This is a genomic window from Mycobacterium sp. (genome assembly GCF_032159565.1).
Lineage (GTDB): Bacteria > Actinomycetota > Actinomycetes > Mycobacteriales > Mycobacteriaceae > Mycobacterium.
Window position 1 is genome coordinate 1 of the sequence record NZ_JAVHWR010000145.1, and the last position, 16,174, is coordinate 16,174.

Here is a 16,174-nt window from a genome sequence, read left to right on the forward strand (position 1 = left end):
GTATTTCACGCATTCATCGACGCAGCCCTGTGCGGCGCCGACGGAGAGCGCGGCGATCGCGATGCGGCCCTCGTCGAGAATGCGCAGAAAGTTGGCATAGCCACGGCCGCGCTCGCCGAGCAGGTTCCCGGCGGGCACCCGGACATCGTCGAAGCTGAGCGGGTGGGTGTCCGAGGCGTTCCAGCCGACCTTGTTGTAGGCGGGTTCTGCGGTGAAACCTACGATGGGGACCGGCACCAGGATCGACGAGATCTCCTTGCCGGCGGCTTCTCCGGTGACGGCGGTCACGGTCACCAGCTTGGTGATGTCGGTTCCCGAGTTGGTGATGAACTGCTTGGTGCCGTTGATGACCCAGTGCCCGTCATCCATTTTTGCCGTTGTCCTGGTGGCGCCTGCATCTGTTCCACCGCCGGCCTCAGTGAGCCCGAATGCACCGAGCGCCTTGCCACTTGCCAGGAGCGGCAACCATTCCTGCTTCTGGTCCTCGTTGCCGAACCGGTACACCGGCATCGCGCCCAACGACACACCCGCCTCCAGGGTGATCGCCACGCTCTGGTCCACTTTGCCGAGCTCCTCGAGCGCAAGGCACAGCGCGAAGTAGTCGCCGCCCATGCCGCCATACTCCTCGGGGAAAGGCAGACCGAACAGGCCCATGTCGGCCATGCCCGACACCACCTCGTAGGGGAACGAGTGCTCTTCATCGTGCTTGGCGGCGACGGGGGCCACCACGCTCTGCGCGAAGTCGCGCACCGTTTTGGCCAGCTGCTCATAGTGATCCGGCAGCGTGCCGGTGGCTAGAAAGTCGCTCATGACTGCTCCGCTTTCTCATTAGCTGTGATCCTGGCCAGTGGCTGGCCCACCTTGACCTGGTCGCCGACGGCGACGAGTAGTTCCACCACGCCATCGACCGGAGCGGTCAGCGCGTGCTCCATCTTCATCGCCTCGACCGCGACGACGACCGCGCCCGCCTCGACGATCTGGCCGTTCTCGACGCCGACGGCGACGACGGATCCCGGCATGGGGCTGACGAGTTCGGCGTCGCCGCTGTGTTCGTCGTCGGGACGCACGGGCGCTTCCCGTACCTCATCGATGACCGCGGTGTGCCCCGCGCGGTTCAACCAGAGTTGCCCGTCTGTTGCGGCGACGAGGTAGTCGGTGCGCAGGCCGTCGAGGGTCACCACGAGCCGGAGGCTGTCCAGACTAGCTGCCAGAGTGTGTGATTCACCATCTTCTATGACCGCCGCCGCGGCGCGCGGGGTGCCAGTCAGGTGCACGTGGTCGGTGCGCTCGCCTGCATGCAGCCGGACGGTGGTGGCAGCGTGCTGCCCCATCCGCCAGCCCGACGGCACCTCCCAGAGGTTGCCCTCTGGTGTCGGCCAGCTGCGCAACCACTTGTATGCCGCAGCCGCGATGAGCTCATCGTCACCCGGTTCGGCGGCCGCGAAATCGGTTGTCCTGCGGTCCAACAGTCCGGTGTCGAGTCGTCCCGCAACGACATCCGGATCGGCAAGCAGGAAGCGCAGGAACTCGACGTTCGTCGTCACGCCCAACACGGCGGTGTTGGCCAGTGCGCGGTCGAGGGCGCGCAGCGCCGCGGATCGGTCGCCGGCATGCGCGATGACCTTGGCCAGCATCGGGTCGTAGTCACTGCCGACCACGGTGCCGTCGGCGAGCCCGGAGTCGACGCGAACGCCGGGACCGTGGGGCTCCGCCAGCGCGAGCACCTCGCCGCCGGTCGGCAGGAATCCGCGCGCCGGGTCCTCCGCATAGACGCGGGCTTCGATGGCATGCCCGGTCATAGTGATGTCGTCCTGCCCGAGCGGCAGCTTCTCCCCCGCGGCGATCCGCACCTGTTGCTCAACGAGGTCGATGCCGGTGACCATTTCGGTGACCGGATGCTCGACCTGGAGGCGGGTGTTCATCTCCATGAAGAAGAACTCGTCGGGCCGATCGGCTGACACGATGAACTCGACGGTGCCCGCGCCGGTGTAGTCGACACTGCGCGCGGTGTCGCAGGCGGCGGCGCCGATGCGGGCCCGCGACGCATCGTCGAGGAGCGGGGACGGCGCCTCCTCGATCACCTTCTGATGGCGACGCTGCAGGCTGCATTCACGTTCGCCGAGATGGACCACGTTCCCGTAGCCGTCGGCCAGCACCTGCACCTCGATGTGGCGGGGGTTCAACACGAATCGCTCGAGGAACAGCGTGTCGTCACCGAATGCCGCCCCTGCCTCGCGCCGTGCGCTGGTCAGTGCGGCCTGCAGCGCGGACGCTTCGTGGACGACCCGCATGCCCTTGCCGCCGCCACCGGCCGACGGCTTCACCAGCATGGGGTAGCCGATGTCGCCTGCGGCCGAAACCAGTTCGTGATCGGTGAGGCCGGGCCGGGCAATGCCGGGGACGACCGGCACACCGAACGCCGACACCGTCGTCTTGGCGGCGATCTTGTCGCCCATGGTCTGAATGGCGTTGACCGGCGGCCCGATGAATACGATCCCCGCCGATTCCAGCGCGGCAGCGAAAGCCGCGTTCTCCGAGAGGAACCCGTAGCCCGGGTGAACGGCTTGAGCGCCGGTGCGGCGGGCGGCTTCGACGACCGCGTCGATATTGAGATAGCTCTGCCGCGCGGGAGCGGGACCGATGCCGACCGCGACGTCGGCCTCGCCGACGTGGCGGGCGTTGGCATCGGCGTCGCTGAACACGGCGACCGAGCGGATTCCCATTTCGCGCAGCGTGCGGATCACGCGGACGGCGATCTCGCCGCGGTTGGCTACCAGAACAGTGTTGAACGTCATCACATCACATCCGGAACACGCCGTAGGAGACCGGTTCGACGGGCGCCTGCCCGACCACTGAAAGTGCCAGCCCGAGAACGGTCCTGGTATCGGCGGGATCGATCACACCGTCGTCCCACAGCCGTGCCGTCGAGTAATAGGGGTTGCCCTGCCTCTCGTACTGCTCCCGAATCGGCGCCTTGAACTCTTCCTCCTGCTCCGGACTCATCTCGCCACGCACCGTGGCCAGCACCGACGCTGCCTGCTCACCGCCCATCACCGAGATCCTGGCGTTCGGCCACATCCACAGGAAGCGGGGCGAATACGCGCGCCCGCACATCGAGTAGTTGCCGGCGCCGTATGAACCACCGATCACGACGGTCAGCTTCGGCACCCGGGCACACGCGACGGCGGTCACCATTTTGGCGCCGTGCTTGGCGATGCCGCCTGCCTCGTAATCGCGGCCGACCATGAAGCCGGAGATGTTCTGCAGGAACAGCAGCGGAACCATCCGCTTGTCGCACAGCTCGATGAAATGGGCGGCCTTCATGGCTGATTCGGAGAACAGCACGCCGTTGTTGGCGATGATCCCGACCGGATGGCCGTGGATCCGAGCGAATCCGGTGACCACCGTCGAACCGTATTCGGCCTTGAACTCCGCGAATTCGCCGCCGTCGACGATTCGTGTGATGACCTGGTGCACGTCGTAGGGCACGCGCGCGTCGACGGGTACGACGTCGTAGAGCTCGGTCTGGTCGGCCACCGCATCGACCGTCGCGCCGACCTCCCATGGCGGGTCAAGGCGCGGCCCCAGCGTCGAGACGATACGCCGCACGATCCTCAAGGCGTCGCGGTCGTCGCGAGCCAGGTGGTCGGTGACACCGGAGGTTCTCGAATGCAGGTCGCCACCGCCTAGTTCTTCTGCGGTCACCACTTCGCCGGTCGCGGCCTTCACCAGCGGCGGGCCGCCGAGGAAGATGGTGCCCTGATTGCGGACGATGACCGCTTCGTCACTCATCGCGGGAACGTATGCGCCTCCGGCGGTGCACGAGCCGAGGACGGCGGCGATCTGGGGAACACCTCTGGCGCTCATCGTCGCCTGGTTGTAGAAGATGCGGCCGAAGTGTTCGCGGTCGGGGAAGACCTCGTCCTGGCGGGGCAGGAACGCGCCCCCTGAATCGACCAGGTAGACGCACGGCAACCGGTTCTGCAGCGCGATCTCCTGGGCCCGCAGGTGCTTCTTGACCGTAATCGGGTAGTACGTGCCACCTTTGACGGTTGCGTCATTCGCCACGATCATGCACTCGCGCCCCGATATCCGCCCGATGCCGACGATCATGCCCGCGCCGGGACACTCGTCGTCGTACATGCCGTCTGCGGCAAGCGGTGACACTTCGAGCAGTGGGCTCCCGGGGTCGAGCAGCCCGTCTACGCGGTCCCTCGGCAGCAGCTTGCCGCGGCCGACGTGGCGCTCACGCGACTTGGCCGAGCCACCGAGAGCGGCAACGGCCATCTTGTCGCGCAGCTGCGCGACGAGGGCCAGGTGCTGCTCGCGGCTGGCCTGCAGCGTTGTTGTCATCGGTACTGCCCGTTCCGGTTGAGTTAATGACGACTAACTCGTAGGATGTTAGTCACGATTAACTGAAATGTCCACCAGCGGGAACGGGGTAAGGCAGTGTCCCTCCCGACGTCCGGGTCCAATCCGCCGCAGCCTGGCACCAGCCGCAGCAAGGCGAAATCCGACCGTCGCGACAAGCTGATCGCCGCCGCGGAACGGCTGGTCGCCGAGCGTGGCTTCCTCGCCGTGCGACTGGAGGACATCGGTGCCGCGGCAGGTGTCAGCGGGCCAGCTATCTACCGGCACTTCCCCAACAAGGAAGCGCTGCTGGTCGAACTTTTGGTGGGGATCAGCACCCGCCTACTCGCCGGAGCCAGGGCGGTCGTGGCCTGCGCGCCCGACACCGCATCTTCGCTGGACGGATTGATCGACTTCCACCTCGACTTCGCGCTGGGCGAGTCCGATCTGATCCGCATCCAGGACCGCGATCTCGACCACTTGCCCGAGCCCGCCAAGCGTCAGGTCCGCAAGGCTCAACGGCAGTACGTGGAGATCTGGGTCGACGTTCTTCTTCGACTGAACCGCGCAGAGAGCGAAGCCGACGCGCGCCTCATGGCGCACGCCGTCTTCGGTCTGCTGAACTCGACGCCTCACAGCGTTCGGCCCGGCGCAGCCAAATCGGCCGGCCAAGGAACAGGTTCCGACTCGCGAGCGACCTTGCGAGAGATGACGATCGCAGCCCTGTCCTCGGCCGGCCGAACCGGCGCCTAGGCGTTAGTTACTAGTACCAGCGTGCTCGGCCGCCGACAGCACGACCCGTCGAGCCGAGAATCCAGAACACTGCGCCGATCACGATCAGCACGACGCCGATGTAGGTCAGGATCGAGATACCGAAAAGGATCCCGAGGATGAGGAGGATCACTCCAAGGACGATCATCGTTCACTCCGTTCGTTCAATGAATTGACTTGAGCCCGTTGACTACTGGCTAGGTTGGGGCAGGTTGCAATTTGCCACCTTCGGGTTCGCCCCCGCGTAGTTCAACGGCCCGGCAACGACCGTCAACGCGATGGTGCCCGCTGTGGCACAGTTGTTTGCGTCCGTCTTGAAGTAATCGCGCTGGTAGGCCGCGACCACACCGATCACCAACCAGATCAACACAATTACGCCGAGAATTCCGCCACCACGCATGCTGGCCTCCTCCTTTTGAGCGCCGACTTGGCGCAGGAGGGTTTTACCCCGCGGATAATTTCAGTAAACCGCTAAAACTGATCTTGAGTCGTTCAGAAGTCGGGTACGTGCGCGAAGGCCGTGGTGAGCCAGTCGCACATGGCCTTGACCAGCACGGATCGGTTCTCGCGCTTGTCGATCTCATGGCCGTCGTCCTCGAACAGCAATTGTTCGACGTTGCGGCCCAGCGCCCGCAAAGCGTCGTACATCTGGTGCGACTCGCTCGGCGGCACGTTGGTGTCGTTGAGTCCGTGGACGAGAAGCAGGGGCGCGGTCAACGCGTGCGCGCGGAGCAACGGAGACAGCTGATCGAGCAGTTCCCGGTCGCTCACCGGGTGGCCGTATTTGGGGTAAGCCGCGGCCGCAATCCACGGCTCGGTGTTGCGGTACCAGGTGTTCAGGTCGCTCATTCCGCAGATGCTGATGCCCGCTGCGAACAGCTGAGGGTGGAACGCCAGCGCCGCCTGTGTCAGGTACCCACCGTAGGACCAGCCGCAACACGCGATGCGGTCGGCGGACGCCAGCCCGCGGTCGACCAGAAACAGGGCCGCGTCGGCGACGTCGTCGATGGCCGCGAAGCGCTTCTCCCTGTCGTCGGCATGCATGAACGACCGGCCGAATCCCCCGGAACCGCGCACATTTGGCAGAAAGACTGTGATCCCCGCCTCCAGCAGCGGAGGGAAGAATTCGTTGTAACCAGGCCTGCCCTGACCTTCTGGGCCGCCATGCAGGAACATCATCGCCCCGGTCGAGTCGACACCTTCGGGTGGCCGGAACAGCCAGCCGGTGAACTCCAAGCCGTCGCGGGCGGTGATCGTCTCCAGCGTCGGAGCCGCGGACAGCGGCCCGCTGCTCGGCTCGCGGTCGATGCGCTCCCATTCCCTGGTACGCGGGTCGACGAGTTCCACGGTGCGCGGCATATCCGGGCCCTCGACCGTCATCGCCACCATCGAACCGCCCGCGCTGATGGTCAGCTCGGAGGCGACCATGCCCGGCAACGGGATGGGGGCGTTCAGTGTGTAGTCGGCGTATTCGAGGATCTGTAACTCACTGGCGCCGTTGATGTTCCACAATAGCGCGACCGTCGACAGATCGTCGCTGACGACGAACTCGTCGAGTTCGTGGCCTGCACGCTCGGCGATCACCTGATAGGCCACGCCGTTCGCGGTCGTCGTCACCTCGAGCAGCCGGGCGTGGTCCGCTCCGTTCTCGCTGCGGATGAGCGCACGCACATAACCGTCCGCGCTGTTCGGGCCGTAGGTCTTCGCGGGCTGATACAGCTCGAACATCTCCCCTTCCAGACCCGACCGAAGCCGTCGCGGGTGCTGGTCGTCGAGGATGATGCCGGTGTCTGTCGTCGAGCCGGGATCGTATGGCAACAAAGCGATTTCCGTCAGGCCACGCAGCATGATCAGGTCGCGGTAGCCGCGTGGTCCGACGCGCACCAGGGCCGCGCCCGCCCACGCGTCGACCAGCCGGCCGCCCGACCGCCGATCAAGGATCGTCGTGGTGCCGTCAGCGGGATCGATGAGGCAAGAACTGCCGACGCCGTCGTCGCTGGTGAGAATCGCCGCGACTAGTGTGCCGTCCCAACCGATCAGCTCCGCGGTGCCCTCCGGCGAGCCCGCGAGCCACATGTCGATACGTCGCGCAGCACGGTCGTCGGGGTCGGTGGTGACGACCCAGATCTGGCTGCGACTGCCGCCCTCGGGCGCGACCTCGCACGCCAACCAATGGCCGTCGGCGGAATGCATCACCCGGTGGACAGGACCCTCAACGGGCAATTCGACATCTCGTGACGAGCTCGCGCGCCACCCGCGAAGGAACCGCTGAACCGCCCGTGGATACCCGCCGTCGTCGACGAGGTGCGCGAACGCCGTCGCGTCCGGCGACAGCGACGCGCCGTAGTTGGTGCGCACCGTCTGGGTCATCAATATCAGCTTGCCACGACCCTCCGGCCTAAGCGATGTGCTTACCTGCTCTCCGCGGGTCACCTCGCGCAACGCAGGTACCCTGCAGCCATGAGGTGGGTATGACAAATACGCCACGAGGCGACGGGTCCGATCCAGCGCAGCGGTTTGGTCCCAGCAGTCCCGGATATCCCGACCCGGCGTATGCGGGTCAATCGCCTTACGAACCCGGCTACCAGGCACCACCGCCGCCCGACCCCACCCGCGAACTGCCGCCCTACTCCCCCTACGGCTATGACCCGTATGGCACGGGTCAATACGCCACCGACCCGTATGGCACCGGTCAATACAGCACGGGTCAGTACGGTCCGCCGTACCCGCCGGGTGAACCGCCGGAAGGTACGCCGTCGCCGAAGTCGCCGCGCTGGTTGTGGGTGCTCGCCGCAGTGGCGGTGCTCCTGGTCATCGGTCTGGTGATCGCGCTCGTGGTGGTCAACAGCTCGAAGCAGGACACGGTCGTCGCGCCGCCACCGATGCCGGAGCCCTCGATGACCACCACACGTACTCCGTCGACGACGACATCTCAGCGCCCGCTGCCCCCGATCGTTCCGGTGCCGACTCCGAGCACCACGCCGCCCAGCGGGTCGGCGACCCCCGGCGCGACCGAGTCGGTGATCTACGAGGTGACCGGAACCGGCAGGGCGATCAACATCACCTATGTCGATACCGGCAGCCTGCTGCAGACCGAGTTCAACGTCGTGCTGCCGTGGCGCAAGGAAGTGCAACTGCCCAGTCCCGCACAGGATTCGGCGAGCCTGACGATCATCAATGTGGGCCGCCAGGTGTCCTGCACGGTGACGGTCAACGGAGTGCAGGTGCAGTCCAACACCGGCAACGGCCTGACGATCTGCACCGCGGCGCGCTAGCGCGCCACAACCCGGTGCGGTGCGTGTACCGCCACCATGGCCGCCATGCCGAATGCGATCACGACCAGTAGCCCCGCGACGCCGGCGCGGACAGCGTCGAACCAGTCGATGAACAGCGAGATAAGTGTCGGCGCAAGGAACGACACCGCGCGCCCGGTGGTCGTGTAGAGGCCGAACGCGACGCCCTCCTTTCCGTCGACTGACATGCGCAGCATCAGCGTCCGCGCCGACGACTGCGTCGGCCCGATGAACAGACACAGCAGAAGCCCGCAGATCCAGAAGGCGACGGATCCGGAGAGCGTCATCAAGACCAGACCGGCGATGATCATCGAGAACAGCGAGCCGACGATGACGGGCTTGGACCCTATGCGGTCGTCGAGAAGGCCGCCGGCCAGTGCGCCGATGGCGGCGATAACGCTGGCGCTGACGCCGAAAAGCAGCACGTCGGCCTCCGAGATGCCGTAGACGCTCACGCCAAGTACCGCGCCGAATGCGAAGACGCCTGCCAAACCGTCGCGGAACACGGCGCTGGCGAGCAGGTAATAGACGATGTTGCGGTCGCGGCGCCACTCGCCGACGACCTCCGACCACAGCCTGCGGTAGGCACCGAAGAAGCCGACCGTCTGCCGTCGATCTGCGGGCGGCGGAGTCGGGTGCGGCACGGCGATGAACACGGGCAGCGCGAACAGCGCGAACCATGCCGCCGCCAACAGCATCGCGGCCCGGACGTTCTGACCCTCGGCGACGGGTAGGCCGACAAGCCCGCGGGTGGCGCCGTCACCGGACATGAACATGAGATAGACGACGAAAAGCAACATGACACTACCGAAATAACCCATGGCCCAGCCGAATCCGGAAACCCGGCCGGATGTCTGCGGCGTGGAGAGCTGCCGCAGCATCGCGTTGTACGGCACGGTGGCCAGCTCACTGCATGCGGCCGCCAATGCGAGCAGGGCCAGGCCGGGCCACAGATAGTGGTAGTCGTCGCGGATCAGGCTCATCGCCGACGTCAGCAGCACCACGAGCCCGGTGAGCACGGCCAGTACCCGGCGTCGCCGCCACGGCGCGTCGACCCATATCCCGGTCACCGGCGCGAGGACTGCCACCACGAGTCCGGACAGCGCCAACGCACGGAACAGCCAGCTCTGCGGCGTGGTGGCGCTGGGCAGGTCGTCGGCGACGGTGCGGGTCAGATAAACCGAGAACACGAACGTCACGACGATGGCGTTCAGGCCGGTGGAGCCGACGTCCCAGAGCGCCCAGGACAGTACTTGCGATCGCCGAGCGGTTTGCTCAGGCGGCCGCGGATCATCCATGGTCGCCCACGATATAGTCCGGCCCATGCCAGTACCCGCACCCAGCCCGGATGCCCGCGCAGTTGTCACAGGTGCCTCGCAGAACATCGGCGAGGCGTTGGCGATCGAGCTCGCCGCGCGAGGGCATCACCTGATCATCACGGCCCGCCGCGAGGACGTGCTCAGGACGCTGGCCGATCGGATCACGCAGAAGTACGGAGTCGTCGTCGAGGTGCGCCCGGTCGACCTCGCCGATCCAAGCGAGCGGACGAAGCTGGCCGAGGAGCTGGCCGGCCGCAACATCTCGATCCTGTGCGCCAACGCCGGCACGGCTACGTTCGGGCCGGTGTCCAAGCTGGATCCGGCCGACGAAAAGGCCCAAGTCCAGCTGAATGTCCTTGGCGTGCATGACCTCGTCCTCGCCGTGCTGCCGGGGATGGTCGAGCGTGGGGCGGGCGGAATCCTGATTTCCGGTTCGACAGCCGGCAATTCGCCGATCCCGAACAATGCGACCTATGCGGCCACCAAGGCGTTCGTCAACACGTTCAGCGAGTCGCTGCGCGGTGAGCTGAAGCGCGCAGGCGTGAATGTGACGGTGCTGGCGCCGGGCCCGGTGCGCGAAACCCTGCCCGCCGAACACGAGCAGTCGTTGGTGGAGAAGATAATTCCCGACTTCCTGTGGATCTCGACAGAGTACACCGCGAAGCTGTCGCTGGATGCGTTGGAGCGCAACAAGATGCGAGTGGTGCCAGGTGTGACGTCGAAGGCGATGTCGGTGGCCAGCGGCTACGCACCCCGCGCGATCGTGAGCCCGATTGTCGGCGCGGTCTACAAGAAACTCGGCGGCGACTAGTCGTTTCTCGCGGAAGATGGCGCGCGGGTCAGCGGCGGCGACGGCCGGTGCCGAAAATGCTTCGGGTGATCTCGCGGCCGATCACAGTGCCCGCCGACCGCATTGCGCTCTTGAAGGCCGGACTGCTCATCATCTTGTCGAACATTCCGGGTTCCACCGACTTTTTCGCGGTGACCGTGCCTTCGGCACTCGCCTCACCCTGCGGCGGCACGTAGACCGGCGGCGGCAGCGACGGGTCATTGGCGGGCGCTTGCTCCGGCGGGGCGAGTCGCGCGTTGAGTCGCTCGTAGGCCGAGTCGCGGTCGATCGTCTGGCCGTACTCGGCCTGCAACGGGCTGGCCTGTGCGGCGGCCTTGATCGCGTCCGGCCCGATGGTGTCCATCAGCGAGCGCGGGGCACGCATCCTGGTCCACGCCACCGGCGTCGGTGCCCCCCTTTCCGACAGCACCGTGACGATCGCCTCGCCGATGCCCAGTGATGTCAGCGCCGACTCCAGGTCGTACACGGTGGTTTTCGGGTAGGTGCGAACTGTTTTGGACAATGCCTTCTGGTCGTCTGGGGTGAACGCGCGCAGGGCGTGCTGGATCCGCGCGCCGAGCTGGCTGAGCACATTGTTGGGGACATCGGTGGGCAGCTGAGTGCAGAAAAACACGCCGACGCCCTTCGACCGGATCAGCTTGACGGTCTGCTCGACCTGCTCGAGGACCGCCTTGGATGCGTCGGTGAACAGCAGATGTGCCTCGTCGAAGAAGAAGACCAGCTTCGGCTTGTCGACGTCGCCGATCTCGGGCAGCGTCGTGAACAGGTCGGCGAGCACCCACATCAGGAACGTCGAGAACATCACCGGCCTGGCGGCCTGATCGCCCAGCTCGAGCAGGCTGATGATGCCGCGACCCTGGGCGTCGAGACGTATCAGATCCTTCGGCTCCAGCTCGGGCTCGCCGAAGAAGGTGTCCGCGCCTTCCGCCTCGAGATTGACCAGCGCGCGCAGGATCACGCCCGCGGTGGTCGGCGATACCGCGCCGAGGTTCTTGAGCTCCGGCTTGCCCTCATCGCTGGTGAGGAAACCGATCACCGCACGCAGATCCTTGAGATCCAGCAGCGACAACCCCTTCTGATCTGCCCAGTGAAAGATCAGACCGAGAGTCGACTCCTGGGTAGCGTTGAGCCCCAGCACCTTTGACAACAGAACGGGTCCGAAACTGGAGATGGTGGCACGCACCGGCACGCCGATTCCCGATGTGCCGAGCGACAGGAACTCGACGGGGAAGGCGGTCGGCGTCCACTCGTCACCAGTGTCCGTGGCCCGCTTCTGCGTCTTGTCGTTCGGTTCCCCGGGGCGCGAAAGGCCGGACAGGTCGCCCTTGACGTCGGCCATCATCACCGGAACGCCGGCGGCCGAAAGCTGCTCGGCGAGCACCTGCAGCGACTTCGTCTTACCGGTGCCGGTTGCACCCGCAACGAGGCCGTGACGGTTGACGGTGGCCAGTGGAATACGCACCTGCGCAGTCGGATCTACGGTGCCGTCAACGACGACAGAGCCCAGTTCGAGCGCCTGACCATCGACGGCGTAACCGGCGGCGATCTCCTGGGCAGGGGTTGCTGTCGACTCGGCGGCCATGATCGAACCCTACTGTGAGAACACCGTCGCGGTGGGTGTGCTGGGGCATATACCAGGTGTGCGCCTACTGTTAATCGCTGTGCGTGACGAACTGGTGTGGATCGACTGCGAGATGACCGGGCTGGACCTGAAGACCGACCGGCTCATCGAGATTGCGGTCCTGGTGACCGATGCCGACCTCAACATCCTCGGTGAGGGCATCGACGTCGTCATCAACGCCCCCGACGAATCGCTGAACGGAATGATCGAAGTGGTCGCCCAGATGCATGACCGGTCCGGGCTCACCGAGGAGGTGCGGGCATCGACCATCGACGTGCCTGCCGCCGAGCAGATGGTGCTGGACTACATCCGCGGCCACGTCAAGCAGGCCAAGACCGCTCCCCTGGCGGGTAACTCGATCGCCACCGACCGGGGCTTCATCGCCCGCGACATGCCGGCCCTTGACGACTACCTGCACTACCGGATGATCGACGTCAGCTCCATCAAGGAGCTGTGCAGGCGCTGGTATCCGCGGATCTACTTCGGGCAGCCGGAGAAGGGTCTGGCGCACCGTGCGTTGGCCGACATCCACGAGTCGATTCGCGAGCTCCAGTACTACCGACGTACGGCGTTCGTACCACCGCCGGGGCCGTCGACCAGCGATATCGCGGCGATCTCCGCTGAACTGCGCCCCGAAGCCTCCAACGATGACGGAATGGATTCGGCCGCCGAGCGCACGAGCGGCTAGTATCGACGGGCCGCATGTGCGGCGATGGTGGCTGTAGTTCAGTTGGTAGAGCACCAGGTTGTGATCCTGGCTGTCGCGGGTTCGAGTCCCGTCAGCCACCCCCGATAGAGGTCGGAGGGCTTTCAAGCCCTCCGACTTTTTGGTTTCCGGCGCTTTCGCCGCTTGCTCGCGCCGAGCTGCGGTTTCGCTACACCGAGGCGGGCGCCGACTTAGGCTCCGCTCTGGGTCAGGTGTTTCAGCGAGGAGTGCCGCCATGCACAGCATTGCGAGGATCGCCGTGCTCACGACGTGTGCCGCAATCGTCGCCGGGTGCACGTCGACGTCGTCGACAACGCCGGCCGGTTCGGGCACGACGACCACGGCTGCTCCGCCGTCCGTCTCGTCCGCGCTCAAGCCCATCGATCAGGCGGCGCTGCAGAAGGCGGTGGAGAAGGCGGTCAAGGAGATGCGCGTCCCCGGCGCCATCGTCGCGATTCGCACACCGCAGGGCAATTACACGGTGGCGGTCGGCACCACGGAACTGGGCAAGCAGACAACGCCGGATGCGAACACCCACTTCCGAATCGCGTCGAATTCGAAGACCATGACCGCCGCACTCATCGTGCTGCTGGCTCAGGACGGCAAGCTCAAGTTCAGCGACCCGGTGTCCGACTACGTGCCCGACGTCCCCGACGGCACCGACATCACTGTCGCCGATCTGTTGACGATGCGCAGCGGGCTTTACAACTACACCAACGCACCGGAGCTCGCCGCTCAACTGGATGCCGACCCCGCCAAACCCTGGACCTCGCAGGAGGTTTTGGCGATCGCGTTCGCGCATCCGGCCAACGCCGCGCCCAACACCGAATACGAGTACAACAACACCAATTACGCGCTTCTCGGGGTGATCGCCGAGAAGGCAGGCGGCCGTCCGCTGAGCGAGCAGTTACACGACCGCCTTTTCGGACCGCTCGGACTACAGCAGACGCTGTTGCCCGCCCCCGACGACACCGCGATCCCTGCCCCGTACTCACACGGTTACATGTACGGGGGCGCCGCTTACGCGATGGTCGACGACCCTTACCCCGCCGACCTGAAGGCCGCCGGACGCGCCGGAACGCTCAAGCCGATCGACTACACCAACGAAAACCCGTCCTATGCCCAGGCCGCGGGCAGCGTCATCTCCACAGCCGACAACATGGCGGCATGGATGCGAGCCTTGGTCTCGGGCAAGGTCTTCAACGCCGACTACCAGCAGCAGTGGCTGGACAGCCTGCAGGTCGAGGACCCGAGCAATCCCGGCGGGCAGAAGTACGGCTATGGCATCACGTATCAGCGGTTCAGCCCGACCGCCGCAATGTATTACCACGGCGGCGAAATGCCGGGCTTCAACTCCTTCATGGGATACGACCCGGATGCCGATGTGTCGCTGGTCATTTGGACCAACCTGACCATTTCGCTGGACGATAAGACGACAGCGCAGGCATTGCTGCCAACGGTCCTCGACGAGATTTACACCGGTCTGTCGCTGGCGCCGACGGTGGCCACGACGACGTCCACTACGCGTTAGTCAGACGTCAGATGTTGGCGTTACCGGCCCGCCACTGGTCCCACGGAATGTTCCAGTCGCCGAGACCGTCCACTCCGGGAAGGATCGAGCCGACGGTGTTGGAGATTTCGACGATGTCGCCACGCTTGGTGTTGTTGTAGAACCACTGCGCATTGCTGGTGCTTACGTTCAGGCAGCCGTGGCTGACATTGCTGTAGCCCTGGCTGCCGACCGACCACGGCGCAGCGTGAACGAAGATGCCGCTGTAGGAGATCTGGGTGGCGTAATCGACCTCGGTGCGGTAGCCGTTCGGTGAGTTCGACGGCACTCCGTAGGTCGACGAGTCCATCACCAAGTGTCCGAACCGGTCGCCGATGATGTAGGTGCCGTTGTTGGTGGGGGTGCTGTTCTTCCCCATCGAGATCGGCATGGTCTTCTCGACCTCGCCGTTGCGCCGAACAGTCAGCGTCTTGGTGTTGTCGTCCGCGGTCGCGATGACCTCATCACCGATGGTGAAGTGCGTCGTGACGTTCTCCTGGCCGAAAAGGCTGTCGCCGAGATCGACACCATAGGTGTTCACCGCGACGTCCACGGTCGTGCCCGGCTTCCAGTATTGGGCTGGGCGCCAACGCACTTCGCGGTTGCTGAGCCAGTAGAAGGCGCCCTCGACGGGCGGGTCGGTCTTGACGGTGATAGCCCGTTGCGCGGCGAGCCGGTTCGGGATGTTCTCGTCGAAGCGGACCGCGACGGGCTGCCCGATGCCGACGGCCTCGCCGTCGTTCGGCAACACATACGGCATGGTCAGGTTCTCGGGCGAGTGCGTCTGAAAAGTCATCTGCTGGTTGGCGGCACCGCCCAGGCCCAGTGACTGCGCGTTGAGCGTGTAGCGCGTGTTGTAGCCCAGCGGATCGGTGGTGTGCCACGTCAGACCGTCGGGGCTGAGCTCGCCGGCGACCGGCGTGCCCTCGTCGTCGTTGACCATCGAGACCGCCCCCAGGACACCGTCCTCGGCGCCGACCGTCACGGGCTGATCCACCGTCACGCCGACGGCACCGTCCTTCACCGATGCGGTGAGCTTCGGGACCAGCAGGTCGCCGAACGGCGTCCCCTTCTCATTGATGACCTGTGGTTGCGGAGGAGCAGAGTTGCCACCGCAGCCACTGAGGCCGAGAACCACGGCCGGCACCAGCGCGATGACCATCAAACAGGCACGGAAACGACGCGGACGGGCCACCTCTTGGACCTGCCACATAATTGCTCCAACTCATAACGGGACGTACTCGTCGGGATTCTTGGCAATAGTCTAAGGGCAAGCTGAGTGTCTATGCGACCTCGCTGTGAGTCTCCACAGGCGGGAGCCCGGAAAGGGATTTCACCCAGCACCGCAGGGCCTGTTATTGTCGCACACGCGCGCCGTTAGCTCAGTTGGTAGAGCAGCTGACTCTTAATCAGCGGGTCCGGGGTTCGAAACCCTGACGGCGCACTTCAAAGGCCCTTTTGGGCTGCCACTCACGCTCTGTGGGCCGTTATTGGGCCGCTTATGGCGTCGTCCAACGCCTCAGCGACCTGTTTATGGACTTTGCCGCGTGCCATATATCGGTCTTGAGTCATTGAAGGCCGGGCGTGCCCTAGCTTTCGCGCTGGCAGTCAAGGTTGACATTGGACGTGGTTTTTCGGCCGGGCTGGATGCTCGGCTTTTTACGCGGTGGACAGTGCGTCGGATCGGGTTGGTGGGCCGCGATAGTTCCGGCAGG

The 16,174-nt window shown here is 65.4% G+C and carries 14 protein-coding genes and 2 tRNA genes; 7 read left to right on the forward strand and 9 right to left on the reverse strand.

Translation table 11 applies throughout. From position 1 onward, the window contains the following. From QOC76_RS19805 to QOC76_RS19815, 3 genes are all read right to left on the reverse strand, one after another. On the reverse strand, nucleotides 1-810 hold an 810-nt coding region (locus tag QOC76_RS19805; protein WP_526359511.1), incomplete at its 3' end, for an acyl-CoA dehydrogenase family protein. After that, nucleotides 807-2,795 carry an acetyl/propionyl/methylcrotonyl-CoA carboxylase subunit alpha gene (locus QOC76_RS19810; protein ID WP_526359513.1) on the reverse strand — a complete coding sequence of 663 codons (1,989 nt, stop codon included), beginning with the start codon at nucleotides 2,793-2,795 and terminating at the stop codon, nucleotides 807-809. The genes QOC76_RS19810 and QOC76_RS19805, both read right to left, overlap by 4 nt. Nucleotides 2,796-2,799: 4 nt before the next feature. Then, complete coding sequence (locus tag QOC76_RS19815) at nucleotides 2,800-4,353, reverse strand: carboxyl transferase domain-containing protein (RefSeq protein ID WP_526359515.1); 1,554 nt, start codon at nucleotides 4,351-4,353, stop codon at nucleotides 2,800-2,802. A 96-nt stretch (nucleotides 4,354-4,449) separates the two neighbouring features. Between QOC76_RS19815 and QOC76_RS19820 the strand changes: the two genes are divergently transcribed. Beyond that, nucleotides 4,450-5,103: an SACE_7040 family transcriptional regulator gene (locus QOC76_RS19820; RefSeq protein WP_526359517.1), complete on the forward strand. Its 654-nt coding sequence runs from the start codon at nucleotides 4,450-4,452 to the stop codon at nucleotides 5,101-5,103. 10 nt (nucleotides 5,104-5,113) lie between these two features. Here QOC76_RS19820 and QOC76_RS19825 read toward each other — a convergent pair whose 3' ends face one another. From QOC76_RS19825 to QOC76_RS19835, 3 genes are all read right to left on the reverse strand, one after another. Continuing rightward, a complete protein-coding gene (locus QOC76_RS19825) occupies nucleotides 5,114-5,269 on the reverse strand; it encodes a hypothetical protein (protein ID WP_526359519.1) in 156 nt (51 codons plus the stop codon). Nucleotides 5,270-5,311: 42 nt separating this feature from the next. Continuing rightward, complete coding sequence (locus QOC76_RS19830) at nucleotides 5,312-5,521, reverse strand: hypothetical protein (protein WP_526359521.1); 210 nt, start codon at nucleotides 5,519-5,521, stop codon at nucleotides 5,312-5,314. A gap of 92 nt (nucleotides 5,522-5,613) precedes the next feature. Then, nucleotides 5,614-7,491: an alpha/beta hydrolase family protein gene (locus QOC76_RS19835; RefSeq protein ID WP_526359523.1), complete on the reverse strand. Its 1,878-nt coding sequence runs from the start codon at nucleotides 7,489-7,491 to the stop codon at nucleotides 5,614-5,616. 101 nt (nucleotides 7,492-7,592) lie between these two features. On the opposite strand from QOC76_RS19835, the gene QOC76_RS19840 reads away from it, so the two are divergent. Beyond that, entirely contained in the window at nucleotides 7,593-8,396 is an 804-nt protein-coding gene (locus QOC76_RS19840; protein WP_526359525.1) for an MmpS family transport accessory protein, read from the forward strand. Here the strand turns inward: QOC76_RS19840 and QOC76_RS19845 are convergent. Beyond that, nucleotides 8,393-9,712, reverse strand: coding sequence for an MFS transporter (locus QOC76_RS19845; protein WP_526359527.1), 1,320 nt, complete (start codon nucleotides 9,710-9,712; stop codon nucleotides 8,393-8,395). The two genes, QOC76_RS19840 and QOC76_RS19845, sit on opposite strands and share 4 nt — an antisense overlap. Before the next feature lie 25 nt (nucleotides 9,713-9,737). Between QOC76_RS19845 and cmrA the strand changes: the two genes are divergently transcribed. Further along, nucleotides 9,738-10,544, forward strand: coding sequence for a mycolate reductase (gene cmrA, locus QOC76_RS19850; protein ID WP_526359529.1), 807 nt, complete (start codon nucleotides 9,738-9,740; stop codon nucleotides 10,542-10,544). Nucleotides 10,545-10,572: 28 nt separating this feature from the next. On the opposite strand, the gene QOC76_RS19855 is transcribed toward cmrA, so the two are convergent. Continuing rightward, nucleotides 10,573-12,165 (reverse strand): helicase HerA-like domain-containing protein, encoded by a 1,593-nt coding sequence (locus QOC76_RS19855; protein ID WP_526359531.1) that lies wholly within the window; start codon nucleotides 12,163-12,165, stop codon nucleotides 10,573-10,575. Between the two features lie 79 nt (nucleotides 12,166-12,244). Between QOC76_RS19855 and orn the strand changes: the two genes are divergently transcribed. The 3 genes from orn (at nucleotide 12,245) to QOC76_RS19870 (ending at nucleotide 14,441) form a co-directional block, all read left to right on the forward strand. Further along, nucleotides 12,245-12,892 carry an oligoribonuclease gene (gene orn, locus QOC76_RS19860; protein ID WP_526359537.1) on the forward strand — a complete coding sequence of 216 codons (648 nt, stop codon included), beginning with the start codon at nucleotides 12,245-12,247 and terminating at the stop codon, nucleotides 12,890-12,892. Nucleotides 12,893-12,919: 27 nt separating this feature from the next. Continuing rightward, nucleotides 12,920-12,992, forward strand: a tRNA-His gene (locus QOC76_RS19865). 153 nt (nucleotides 12,993-13,145) lie between these two features. After that, nucleotides 13,146-14,441, forward strand: a complete 1,296-nt coding sequence (locus QOC76_RS19870; protein ID WP_526359533.1) for a serine hydrolase domain-containing protein — start codon at nucleotides 13,146-13,148, stop codon at nucleotides 14,439-14,441. A 7-nt stretch (nucleotides 14,442-14,448) separates the two neighbouring features. Here the strand turns inward: QOC76_RS19870 and QOC76_RS19875 are convergent, their stop codons facing one another. Further along, nucleotides 14,449-15,672: an Ig-like domain-containing protein gene (locus tag QOC76_RS19875; RefSeq protein WP_526359535.1), complete on the reverse strand. Its 1,224-nt coding sequence runs from the start codon at nucleotides 15,670-15,672 to the stop codon at nucleotides 14,449-14,451. Between the two features lie 158 nt (nucleotides 15,673-15,830). On the opposite strand from QOC76_RS19875, the gene QOC76_RS19880 reads away from it, so the two are divergent. Further along, nucleotides 15,831-15,903, forward strand: a tRNA-Lys gene (locus QOC76_RS19880). Nucleotides 15,904-16,174 lie beyond the last annotated feature (271 nt).

What these genes read in the sequence shown, in the direction of transcription:
- QOC76_RS19810 (WP_526359513.1), bottom strand. Translation starts at nt 2,795, where the DNA reads ATGACGTTCAACACTGTTCTGGTAGCCAACCGCGGCGAGATCGCCGTC.
- QOC76_RS19815 (WP_526359515.1), bottom strand. Translation starts at nt 4,353, where the DNA reads ATGACAACAACGCTGCAGGCCAGCCGCGAGCAGCACCTGGCCCTCGTC.
- QOC76_RS19825 (WP_526359519.1), bottom strand. Translation starts at nt 5,269, where the DNA reads ATGATCGTCCTTGGAGTGATCCTCCTCATCCTCGGGATCCTTTTCGGT.
- QOC76_RS19830 (WP_526359521.1), bottom strand. Translation starts at nt 5,521, where the DNA reads ATGCGTGGTGGCGGAATTCTCGGCGTAATTGTGTTGATCTGGTTGGTG.
- QOC76_RS19835 (WP_526359523.1), bottom strand. Translation starts at nt 7,491, where the DNA reads ATGACCCAGACGGTGCGCACCAACTACGGCGCGTCGCTGTCGCCGGAC.
- QOC76_RS19840 (WP_526359525.1), top strand. Translation starts at nt 7,593, where the DNA reads ATGACAAATACGCCACGAGGCGACGGGTCCGATCCAGCGCAGCGGTTT.
- QOC76_RS19845 (WP_526359527.1), bottom strand. Translation starts at nt 9,712, where the DNA reads ATGGATGATCCGCGGCCGCCTGAGCAAACCGCTCGGCGATCGCAAGTA.
- cmrA (WP_526359529.1), top strand. Translation starts at nt 9,738, where the DNA reads ATGCCAGTACCCGCACCCAGCCCGGATGCCCGCGCAGTTGTCACAGGT.
- QOC76_RS19855 (WP_526359531.1), bottom strand. Translation starts at nt 12,165, where the DNA reads ATGGCCGCCGAGTCGACAGCAACCCCTGCCCAGGAGATCGCCGCCGGT.
- QOC76_RS19870 (WP_526359533.1), top strand. Translation starts at nt 13,146, where the DNA reads ATGCACAGCATTGCGAGGATCGCCGTGCTCACGACGTGTGCCGCAATC.
- QOC76_RS19875 (WP_526359535.1), bottom strand. Translation starts at nt 15,672, where the DNA reads ATGTGGCAGGTCCAAGAGGTGGCCCGTCCGCGTCGTTTCCGTGCCTGT.